A 12520-nucleotide genomic window follows, 5' to 3' on the forward strand; every position below is an offset into this window, starting at 1 on the left:
TGTTTTGATATCAACTTGCTTTTAAAAACTCATCCCTAAACTTACGCCACTCACCCAATCTTTGTTTGAAAAGCCTGTGGGCTCACTGATTGCTTTTGAGGTGAAGATGTCATAGTTAAAACTTAGGTAGGGGTTATTTGTATTTGGTGTGTAGTGTCCTTTGATGCCAATGAAAGCGCCTGCTAAATGTTGTCCAAGCAGTCGCTTATTTTGGCTTTTGTCGTGGTTGGTGATGTAGCCTGCATCCATTCCCAGATAGATAGCATGGCTGGCTTGACTGTTTCTTATGTTGTTTTGATTGATTGTGGTGCTGTGATTGTTCGCTGACTGTTTATTTAAAAAGCTTGAATAAAAGCTAATATCCTGTCTTACCAAGATACCATTATCCGCCGATAATGAACGCTCACCATCAAAACCTCTGACGGTGTATCTGCCACCAATAGCCATCTTTAAATCTGGTGTTAGGCTGTCGGTGGCGTATTGGGCTTTGAGCGTGGTGCTGTGGATAATAGGCAGTGGTTTATTGCCTATGATTGGGTCATATCGACTGGTTAGATTTGAGTTTAGCTGATAGATGCCAACACGAGCTGAGCCTTCATCAAACAGCTCCTCTGGTGAGGGCAGTGCATTAAAAGCGGCTGTACCTCGTTTATAGGATATATCGGTGCTAAGGCTATGATTGGCTCGTTTGCCGAAAGTGGTCTCATGGCTCATGCCAAATAAATAACCTGCGGTTTTACGGGTTTGTACATCAATGAGAGTACCATCAATATCACTTTGTTGGGATTTGGCATATCCGCCAGCATACACATGGCTTTTACTGTGAGCATCTCTGTGTACCAGATGAGACAGCTTGGCGTTGTACCCACGAGAAGTACCACCATAGATATAATCTTGGGTGCTGCCTGCCACGGTTTGATGATAGCTGTAGCGGTTGGCATTGAGCTGTAAAACGCTGCTTTTAATAGGAATCACATAACCAATACCATAATTCTTAGAGCCTTTGCTCTTATCAGACGGATGGTCTTTATCATCATTGATTTGATTGCCCAAATCTCGCCCAAAGCTGAGATAAAATAAATCATTATAGTTTGCCAAATTATCTAGGCTAAGTGTCGCCACCCCTTGATATTTCCCTGTGGATTTAGAGCCTGAATCATCAATGCTTAGACTGCCACGAAAACGGCGATGCTGGGTATAATCAATTAAAATATCACTAAAGCCAAGGGTGCCAAGGGTATTGATGGCATTATCTGCTGATGGATTTAAACCAGTATGACTTGGCGCAATCTTAAAATTGGCGTCAGCACTTGGCACGCGTTTAAAGTTTAGAAGCGTGGTTTCTAAATCACGGATGTTTAATAGCTTGCCTGTTTGTATGGTGAGTGCTGTGTCTAAAATGGCAGGATAAGCCCTATTTGTCTGTTTAACATAGACAGGTACTTTACTATCCGCTGTATTCACCACCACCTGAGCAATCTTACCAGGGATTAAGGTTAGCCTTAGCTCACCATCTGTCAAATTCTGATCACCCACCATAATACGACTGGTGACATAGCCTTGTTCAATCAAGCGGTTTTGCACACGAGTGGCAATGGCATTGATGTCGTTTACTGTCATACACTTGCCTAATACACTGCTACTACCCATAATTTCAGGCATGAGTGCAAAGCCAAGCTTGTCTGCAAAGACAATATCACCCTGTGACAACACCGAATAACCAATCTTGTGTATATCAAAGCAAATGGCGTTATCTGCTACGGGTTGCTCTTGGATTTGGGTGGTGGTATCAGTGGAAGCTGTATCTGCCACCACTTTTGGATTTGGTACCAACTGTTCTAGCAATGCCTGATTGCGAGCATCTTGGGTTTGGATTAGGGTTTGGTTGGTGGTGTTGGCAGAGACGGTGTTATGAACCAAAATTGCAGTAATTGTGGTGACAAGGATTGTTGGTCTAATCATAGGTGCATTCCAGCATCGTATTCAAGAATATTACATATTTTAACTATATAAATACAATCTTGCAAGCTTATCTAAATTAATTACCATTGCTACATTTATACATATTTGTTACAATATTATTGCTATTTATTTTAAAAAGAAATTTTTATGAACCATGTATACAAAACCGTCTTTAACAAATCCAAACAGACTTGGATGGCGGTTTGTGAATATGCTCGTCGTGTTGGTTGTGGCAGTGCAAGTGGTGGCAGCAAATCTGTGACACGAGGCATAGTTGGTTCTATGACTTTTTTATCCTTTGCAGTACTTATGGCTTTGCAGTCAGCCCATGCCAACACCCCCACCACCATCATTGCAGATAAATCTGCTGATAAAGCCTTGCAGCCGATTGTATTAAACACCGCAAGTGGTGTGGTTTCTGTCAATATCGCCACACCCAATGACAAGGGTTTATCCAATAACCACTATCGCCAATTTGATGTCGGAGGTAGTGGTGTTATTTTAAATAACAACCGTAAAGCGGTGAGCACCCAAATCGCAGGTTTTGTGGCGGCTAACCCCTATATGGCTCGTGGGGAAGCGTCGACCATCTTAAACCAAATCAATTCAAACCATCCAAGTCATTTGGGTGGCTTTATTGAAGTGGCAGGTAAAAAGGCGGATGTGATTATCGCAAACCCATCAGGCTTGCTTATCAATGGTGCTGGGTTTATCAATGCTGGTCATGTGCATCTGGCAGCAGCAAACAGCCAGGTTAATCAAGGGCAAGTGACAGGTTATGAGGTTGGTACAGGTCATATTGCCGCCCATGGCAAATTAAACCTACAAGGCACGGATTATGCCGCACTCATTGCCAAAGCTGTGCAGATTAATGATGAAATCTATGCAGGGGATAAGCTGGATGTCATTACAGGTGAAAATCAGGTCAGCCTACAAGATGGCAGCTTCAATCAGTTATCAGCTGTTCATCAAAACAATGGTGTCAGCAGTACAAGCCAGCAAGGTGTCGCTCTAGACATCTCAAATCTTGGTGGGATGTATGCAGGCAAAATCCATCTGATTGGCACAGACAAAGGCTTTGGGGTCAATAACCAAGGGGTCATCACAGCCACAGGTACACTCACGCTAGACAGCCAAGGCAATCTGGTCAATACCGGTAAAATCCTAGCCAAAGATGCTGTCACCATCAACACACATCGTAGCACCACTCAAAACAACGGCACCCTATTAAGTGAGCAAGCAGACATTGCCATCAATACCGCAAGTCTTAATAACACAGGCATCATTCACAGCACCCAAACCGCCAAGATTGCAGCCAAAGAAGCGATTGAAAACCGTGGCAGTGTCTATGGCGGTGTTTTGCAAGTGGATACGGGTAAGCTGAATAACACCGGTCAGCTTATCCAAACCGGTACAGGTAAGCTTGATATCACGACCGATACACTGATCAACATTGATAAAGCGGTGATTGGTCAAAGCCTGTATGGACAAACCAGTATCCCTACACCCTCTGCCCCAAGCAGTGATCAAAGTGCTGGCAGTATTAGCAATCAGCCGAAAGACAGTACGGCAGGCAGTACAGGTAATTCATCAATAAACCCACAGTCACCTGCCAATGCAGGTGCCGCCCAGTCTATTACAGTACCAAATGCTGACGGTTATATCATTGCTACCAATCGTTTTAACAACACAGGCGATCAAGCACTCATCACTGCCACAGGTGATATTACCATCACGGCTAATCAGACCAGTAACACCAAGCAAGCATCCATCGATGCACAAAGCCTAAATACCAACACCCTGACCAACACCGACAGTAAAATCGCCTTAGATGAGATCAACTGGCAATTAACGAGCTTTGATAATACCAAAGGCAGCATCACTGCCAAAAATGGCATGGTGATTGGCAGTGAATCTGCCATCATCAACACAGGCGGTAGCCTAACAAGCGGCACCGATATCACACTTGTCGCCAAAGACAGAATCATCAATCAAGACGGCATCATTACGGCTGTCAAACAAGCAGATATCACTGCCAATGAGTTACAAAACGGTGGTGCCATACAAGCTGATGCAATTGCCATTACGCAACAATTGGACCATACCCACACCGATCAAGATAAGCTTGTTGCTAATCGCTTAGCGTTTACAACAAGTGGTAAGCTGATTAACCAAAGCCAATTCACCGCAGGTCAAACATTAACACTAAATGCCAATCACATTGATAACACGCAAGCAGGTATCATCACAAGCGGCAATCACACACAGATTACTAGCCAAACGGATATCACAAACCAAGGTTTAATTAATGGCGATACTACCATTTTAAAAGCCAAAGACACCATCAACAACCTTGCTGGTGGTCGTCTCTATGGCACACATCTTGCCATCCAAGCTGACACGCTAAATAATACGCCAGCAAAAGCCAAAGATATCGATACTCACCACACTGCCCCTGTCATCGCTGCCAGACAGCGTCTGGATATTGGTGCTAATCACTTAAACAACAACCCCAACCCTGACAGAGCGGGTAAATTCAATGACAGCTTTGACAATCAGGCCTTAATCACAAGCTTGGGTGGTCTTAACCTTGGTGGTAGTCTAGATGACAATCATCATGCCACAGGCAAAGCACAGACAGTGGTCAATCAAGGTGCGACGATTGAATCAGCAGGACAGATGCAGGTTGACACCAAAACCTTATTGAACACCAACGCTGACTTTAAAAAGCATACGGTTAAGGTAGAAGCAGAATCTGTTTATGGGCAAACACTGTATCGTAACCGTGAGCAATCAGGGGCAGCCCCTGTCATTCAAAAAAGCACTGATGTTGCTGATTTGGGTGCTAAGCCAATGGCGGGTTTATTTGACTGCCCTGATGGTAGCGATTGCATCATGAATTATGACAATGATTCTGCCATATGGGCATACTTTAAGATTGATGCACCCAAAGAGCCTATTCCAGACATCAAAGCCAAAGATCTCTTAGATGAGCCTGAGCCGCCAAAGGATGAAACCGCCCAAAGCTGTGCTTTGGCAGGTGCAGACAACCAAGCGTGCGTCCAGTACAATAAAGATCTGGCGAATTACACTAAGGTCATGGGTCCTTTATTGACATGGGAAGAGGACAATGCTGCTGCCATTGCAGCGTTAGAATTAGCCATCATAGCACACAACCGCCAATTTAACAAAAATAAAAGCGATGTGGATTTAGCCCTAAACCTCTACACCACCGATGAAGCGTATTTAGGTCCAACCAGCCGTAAAGGCGCACCGACTGGTGCTTTGTATGTCAAGCAAGAAAACGGACGCTATCATCGTGTTGGTGAGGAGATTGATGAAATCACGGTGGACTTTGTTGTCTATGAAGACAAAACTCTGACTTCTGACCCTGCTCGTATGGTAGCGGGACAAAATCTTGTCATTCATGGCGATGCCTTAATTAATGATAAAAGCCAAATGAATGCAGGTGCAGGCTTTGCAGTGCTTGGTGATAGAGTCATTCAAACACCTGACAATGGTTTGTATGGTGAAAAAACCAAAGTCACAGAAAATGGTCGATATGTCAGCCGCACGGTTGTGTCATCTGGCACAGGTCGCAGACATAAGCGTGTGGATATCGGCAGCGGCGCTTTTGTGCAATCCTTTGCACCGCTGGCAACTTACGAGCTCCCCATCCTAAACGCTGCCATCAACACCACGCCAAGCAGCACCAGTATTGACAAGCCAACCACAGGCAATAACCTCTTTGCAATCATTAATGTTCAAGACAGTGCTATCAACATTCCTAATTCTGCCTTATACATCATCAATGCTGACGACCCCAACTTGCCACTGATCCAAACTGACCCTGCGTTTACCGATTATAAACAGTGGCTTGGCTCGGATTATATGCTAAAAGCACTACAATCAGACCCAAATCATATTCATAAACGCCTATCTGATGGTTATGGCGAACAAGCTCGTATCAAAGATCAGTATTATCTACTGACAGGCAGACACATCAATACCGATTACAGCAGTCAAGAAGACGCCTTTAAACAACTGATGGATAATGGCATCACTCATGCCAAACAGTTTGGCTACACGCTTGGCACAGCACTCACGCCTGATCAGATGGCAAATCTTAGCACTGACATCGTTTGGCTGGTCAAAGAGTCTATCACCCATACCACCAAAGACAAAGATGGCAATCGCCTCACCAAAACAGAAGAAGTATTGACCCCTAAGCTATATCTGCGTTCTGCCAACATTGCAGCAGGCACACTTACCCCTGATGGTAGATACAGTACTGTCTCAGCAAGAAATATTAACATGCAGCTGACAGGCGATCTTGACAACCATGGTAATATCATCGCCAAAGACACTGCTGCCATTACCGCAAATAATGTTAATAACACAGGTACCATTTATGGCAACTTTGTCGCCGTCACAGCAGACAATACCATCACCAACCACGGCACCCTACACGCAAACAGTGCCATGAGCCTTGATGCCAAAAACCGCATCATTAATGAAAGCCAAACCACCACCCAAACAAACACCCAAGGCAGAAGTAGCAGTAGTCGCTCCGATATTAGCCAAATTGCCACCATCAGTGTTGGCAGTGGCTTAAAAGACAAAACCGATGAACAAGGCAGTTCATTAGCCACCTTAACCATCCAAGCAGGCAACCACATCTTAAACAAAGCCGCCAACATGCAAAACACTGGCGGCAGCACCCAAATGACCGCCAAAAACGGCATTGATATTGGCACCATCACCACCAGCAATCACATCAGTGCTGTGGCAGATGACAAAAACCACTTTAAGTACAGCCAAACACAAGATGTCGGTTCAAATATTAGCAGTTATGGTGATACCATCATCACGACCACAGCCAAAAACGCAGACATCAACATCCAAGGCTCGCACCTAGACTCTGCCACAGGTACTACTGCTATTATTGGTACTGAGGATGTACGCATGACTGAGGGTCGGCGAACACAGAGCGTAGAGAGTGCCAGCCAATTCACCAATCGCCGCTTAACAGGCAGTAAGACCGAACAGTCTAGCTTTGAGCAGCACAGCACCACTAGCATAAAAAATCAGGTGAGTGGTAATCAAGTTGTCATCAGCGGTGTCAATACAACATTGGTAGCTACCGAAGTCTTGGCAGATAAGGACATTCTGATTAAGGCTGATAAAGAGCTGCTTATCGGCTCTGCTGAAGATAGCCTAAGCCGCCATCGTAGTCAACAAACCACCAAAAAAGGGGTATTTAGCACTTCACCAACCTCTGTCACACTAGGCAAGCAACAAACTCGTCAAGAAAACAGTCATGAGCAAACCACCTATACAGGCTCATTGATTGGCACCACAGGGGGTAACATCCGCCTTGAATCAGGCGATAAGATAGATGTCATCAACAGCGACATCATCGCCCAAAAAGATGAGACAGATGCTAATACAGGCAATATCTTATTTAAAGCACAAGCTGTCAATATCACAAGTCAAAATGCCACCGCTGCCAATACACACAGCTTTGCCCAAAAAACCACAGGAGTTACCGCCAGTGTCTCAAGCAGCCTTGTGAGCGACATACAAAGCATCGAAACCTTAAAAGACGCTACCCAAGACACTGACTCTCGCCGTGCCAAGCTCATGGGCGGCTTGGCTGCTGCATCTAAAGTACGCACCCTTAATCAAAACTTGCAAGACGGCAAACTAGGCTCTGTCAGAGCCCAAGCTACCATCAGCTCGCAAAGTACCAAAAGCCACAGCCACAGCTACCAAGAGACCAATGACGCTGCCACCATCCACACAGATGGCAATCTCGCATTTGATGTCAAAGGCAAAGGGGATGACAGCACACTCACCGTCACAGGCTCAAACATCAGTGTTGGAAAAGATTTATACAATCAAGTTGAAAGCAGTGTCATCTATCAAGCCTCCACTCAGACAAGCACTACCACCAGCCAAAATAGCAGCAAAGGCGCAGGCTTTGGTGTTTATGCTTCTGCTAATCTTAGCACCGATGGGCTAAGTTCAAACTCTGCTGGCTTTACCGTCAATGCCAACAAAGCAAAAGGCAGTAGTCATGAGATTGCTACAACCCACACCAACACCCAAGTCACTGTTGGCGGTACAACCGTCAATGACATTGGTGGCAGCCTCACCCTAGACGGAGCCAACCTAACGACAGACCATCTAACAGGTACAGTCGGCAAAGATCTCATCGTCAAAAGCCGTCAAGACACTTATCAATACACCCATGATCAAAAACAAGCAGGATTTAGTGCTGATGTTGGCTTTGATGGCAAACCCCAAAGCTTTAGTATCAATGGTGGTAAAACCGATGTAGATGCCGATTATGCACAAGTCACCCACCAGTCAGGCATCAAAGCCAAAGAATCCACCCTGTCTGTACAAGGGCAAGGAAAGTTCACTGGTGGCTATCTCATCACCGATGCAGGTAAAAACCAAACCCAATTTGCCCAAGGTATCCAAACCCAAGACATTGAAAATCACTTAAACTATCAAGGGGATGCCATCAGTGTCGGTATTGGTGTTGCAGACACCAGAAGTCCAAATGGCAAAGCCAAACCTGCCCTACAAGGCTTAGGCTATGGTACAATAACCCCAACTCATAAAACCAGTACCACCCGCACTGCCATCACTGACCAAGCAGGGCTTAGCCATATCAATACAGGTAGCTTCAAACAAAAGGAAGTTCAAAATCAGCTTAACCCAATCATTACCAATGACTTTAACAAAGAGCAAGCACTTAAAGAGTTAAATGCTCAGGTGGTGATTACCACAGAGTTTGGCAAAGAAGCACCAAAGGCAGTGGCAGACTTTGCTGACAAGCAAGCTTTTAAACTCATTCAAAACCTAGATGAACTTAATAACAAAAACATTGATACTACCTCTGATGAATATCAAAATACCATCAAAGAGATTGATAAATGGAGTGAAGGTGGCATCTACCGTGTTGCTTTGCATACTGCAGTCGCTGCCCTAGCTACAGGCACTATTGAAGGTGCGGCTACCACAGGAGCGGTAGCAGGTGTTGCCCCCAGACTGAACGAAATACAAGACAAACTGACAGAGAAACTCATTGAACAAGGTTTGGACAAGAACACTGCCGAAAGTATGAGTAATTCCGTATTGAGCCTTGCCATTGCAGGAGTGGGTGCAGGTACAGGACTTGACACCAGTAGCATAGCCTATGCGGTGAATGCAGATGCCTTTAATCGGCAGTTGCATGCCAATAAGGGGGAGAATTGGGTTATTGAAGAGCTTTACAAAAGACAGGGCGGCAATAAAAAATGGTCAAAAGAGCAAATTGCTAATGCTCTAAGGGCTGCTAATTTTAAAAAAGGCAACTTCTATGAAAGTGCTGATAGTCATAATGCCGTTCCATCAAATAGACCTGATTTGAGCTATGATAATTTAGTTGGTATACAATGGAATAATCATGGTACTGGCATCAGCCTAAATATCCCAAAAGTTGATCCAAATTTAGTTGGATACATTCAAAGCCACACTGGCAAAGGAGATTTTGCATCATATCAGTATACTTGGAATAATAACAGGATTGTTGGTAATCAACAGTCCTCAACAATACCAAGAGCAACAGGAGTTCAAGCACCAACCTATCCACAAAGTGCTTTAGAAAGTTACAATAATACTACAAAATCCTCTAATGTTAATATTTCTGGGGCTAGAACTACCAATAGTTACATCACCGATTCTCTAGGAAAATATGGGGATTCGGTTGTGAATACTACACTATCTGGAGTTAATGGCGAAGTTGAAGCAGGAGGTACAGCCGTTGTTATTCTTGGGGTGAGGCAAGCAACAGGTGTAGTTTTTGACACAGAGGGCAAGATTTGCACAACGCACACCACCTGTGCTCTAGCTGGTCCTATGGTGGGTGGCTATGTACACACAGGAGGATCTCTTTCCACAGGCACAGCAACACCAGGGAGTCGCACTTGGCAATTAACTGGAACAGGGGCTGTAGCTCTTGGTGGTGGTTATGGACTTGGTGGTTCTATAAATTCAGATGGCTCTATTACAGGTGGCGTAGAAGGCACGATGGGTGGAGCTTTGGGTGGTGCCATAATGATTTGTTCAAAGAAAGTAGGAGATAATTGTGTCGATCAATGATAGTTATTATAAAAATAAAACCAAGTTGAAAAATTTTCATATCAGCTTGCTAATCTGTTTTGTTTTATTTTTTATTCTGTTTATACTGGCATATTCTAAATTTATATTTCTATATAAAGTAGTGTTTTATGTAATGTTTTTATGTATGTTTCATGCTTTCTATCGATGTTTTGTTCTTAATCAACATGTGATAGACAAAATGAAAGAAAAAAAAGAAAAAGGCATAAAACCTGTTTTTGATATAGATATTTTTGAAGATTGAATATCCAAATTCTAATTTCATAATCATGTCTCAATTGCCATACAACCAGCTATAGATGTAGGTGCTAATGCTGGAATTGCCTTAAAGTATGTTCTGTAGAAACTAAAAAGGATTGTAAAGACTTGCAATGAAAAGAAATTATTTATTTTTTGTACCATTTCTGCTGATAGTTTTTTGGGTAATTTTGGAGAATATACTTCAAAGCCAGTTTTTTTACGTCATTTTTTTATTGATAATTATTCTTTCTTTTTCTGGTTTTTTAGATGTATTTTTGTTCATGTTTAGATTTTCTAAAGAAAAGTTAAAATAATAAGTAATAGAACAGGAACATTGGGTGGCACCATAATGATTTGTTCAAAGAAAGTAGGAGAGACTTGTGTCAATCAATGATAGCTATTATAAAAATAAAACCAAGTTGAAAAATTTTCATATCAGCTTGCTAATCTGTTTTGTTTTATTTTTTATTCTGTTTATACTGGCATATTTTGGATTTTTGATTTTATATGATATATTTTTTTGTGTAACTTTTTTATCAATATTACATACTTTTTATAGAGGCAATGTCTTTTATAATCATATGAAAAACAAAATGGAAGAAAAAAAGAAAAAAGGCATAAAACCTGCTTTTGATATAGATATTATTGAAGACTAAATAAAACCTAAGACTCTTCGATGGCATCACCTCCGCCTTGTACGCACCTAACTCAAATGGTATCATAGGCGATACAGTAAGAGCAGCAAGCCCAGAGCTTGCTTATCAAATTGGGCAATATTTTAAAGAAAATAAACTTAAAAATGAAATTGATGGTGGTAATAGACCAGAAGAACAATCAGCCAATCATCTACTAGCCCATGCCATACTAGGTGCTGCAGTAAGCTATGCTACGGGTAATAACATCACCACAGGTGCTTTATCAGGAGCGGGTAGTGAAGTGGCTGCACCTGCCTTATCAGACTTCTTATTTAATACCAAAGACCCAAAAGAGCTTACCCAAGAACAAAAAGACACCATCGTCAGCATTCTAAACCTTGCCACAGTGGCTACAAACACTGTCGTTAACAATGGTGATATCAACAGCGACCAAATGGCGAATGATTTGAATGTGGGCGAGAATGCGGTGGAGTGGAATGGGTTTAACAAAAACAAAAAAGAACCTGAAAGTTTAAGGGTTAAAAAAGAACGTTATCGGAAAGCGGTGGATACTATAGTTAAAGATACATCTGTTGAATTTAGTGCGGCAGCTTGGTATGGTGGCAGTATTGGAGCAACATATGCTGGTGATGGTAAGATGAATGTTAATGCAGCCTTTATTAATGGAGGTTGGGCGTTAGAGACGGCTGCATATAAAACAGTTAGTCTTCCAGGCACAACAGCTAAGCAGGATGGGGTATATATTGAAACATGTGCTTCAGGAGGGAAATGGTTAACCGCAGGTGGATGTGTAGGGTCTAATGGTTCCAACAATCCTTTTTATTCACATGGAAAATTTGGTACCGGTGTTGGGTTTAAATATGGCTCTTCAATCGGCTACTCTCAAACATTTGACTTTTCTCGCAAAGAAGATAAAAAGGAGAAATAGACATGAATTTAGTGATAAGTATGTTTATTTTGTGTGTATTATTCTGGATATCTTACCATTGTGTCTTATATCGTTTTGCAAAAAGTTTGGGCTTGATAAGTAATATATCAGAATTATTCATAAGCAAAGAGGTAACGAGATTAATAATGGGCATATTAACAAATAGCACAGATCCTAAACTAGTCAAATTGAAGGGTTATAAGCTCCTAAAGATTCATATATTTATTGCTCCCTTATTTTTAATAGCATGGTGGATTATCGCTTCTCAACCAACCTAATATAAAACCAAAAAGACACCATCGTCAGCATTCTAAACCTTGCCACAGTAACAACGGCTTATACAGCGACTGATGGTAGCACTGCTGATGCTGTGAATGCTTCTGAGCTTGGGAAGGGGGCGGTGGAGAATAATAACTACACTTGGACTGCAGAGAGTTTTGGTATGAATACATCAGATATCAATCATGCTATTGCAAAAATGGAGCGTTGTCAGGCAAATCCGAGTGCAAGTGATTGACAACCAAGAAATGATTATTTGGGGAATTATGCTCGCAATGTCGTC

At 42.6% G+C, this 12520-nt stretch carries 5 protein-coding genes; 4 read left to right on the forward strand and 1 reads right to left on the reverse strand.

The genetic code is table 11. The features are described from left to right. Positions 1–21: 21 nt before the first annotated feature. Positions 22–1962, reverse strand: a complete 1941-nt coding sequence (locus A7456_RS04040) for a ShlB/FhaC/HecB family hemolysin secretion/activation protein (protein ID WP_067007842.1) — start codon at positions 1960–1962, stop codon at positions 22–24. Positions 1963–2109: 147 nt separating this feature from the next. Between A7456_RS04040 and A7456_RS04045 the strand changes: the two genes are divergently transcribed. The 4 genes from A7456_RS04045 (at position 2110) to A7456_RS12030 (ending at position 12475) form a co-directional block, all read left to right on the forward strand. After that, positions 2110–10116 (forward strand): two-partner secretion domain-containing protein, encoded by an 8007-nt coding sequence (locus A7456_RS04045; protein WP_067007844.1) that lies wholly within the window; start codon positions 2110–2112, stop codon positions 10114–10116. 638 nt (positions 10117–10754) lie between these two features. Next, on the forward strand, positions 10755–11030 hold the full coding sequence (locus tag A7456_RS04060; protein WP_065262216.1) for a hypothetical protein: 276 nt from the start codon (positions 10755–10757) through the stop codon (positions 11028–11030). 37 nt (positions 11031–11067) lie between these two features. Next, on the forward strand, positions 11068–11958 hold the full coding sequence (locus A7456_RS04065) for a hypothetical protein (RefSeq protein ID WP_067007848.1): 891 nt from the start codon (positions 11068–11070) through the stop codon (positions 11956–11958). A gap of 298 nt (positions 11959–12256) precedes the next feature. Further along, positions 12257–12475 (forward strand): VENN motif pre-toxin domain-containing protein, encoded by a 219-nt coding sequence (locus A7456_RS12030; protein WP_082995433.1) that lies wholly within the window; start codon positions 12257–12259, stop codon positions 12473–12475. The last annotated feature ends 45 nt before the right edge of the window (positions 12476–12520 follow it).

The organism is Moraxella nonliquefaciens (genome assembly GCF_001679005.1).
GTDB lineage: Bacteria > Pseudomonadota > Gammaproteobacteria > Pseudomonadales > Moraxellaceae > Moraxella > Moraxella nonliquefaciens.

Coding starts and splice junctions, on each gene's coding strand:
- A7456_RS04040 (WP_067007842.1), bottom strand. CDS start 1,962: ATGATTAGACCAACAATCCTTGTCACCACAATTACTGCAATTTTGGTT.
- A7456_RS04045 (WP_067007844.1), top strand. CDS start 2,110: ATGAACCATGTATACAAAACCGTCTTTAACAAATCCAAACAGACTTGG.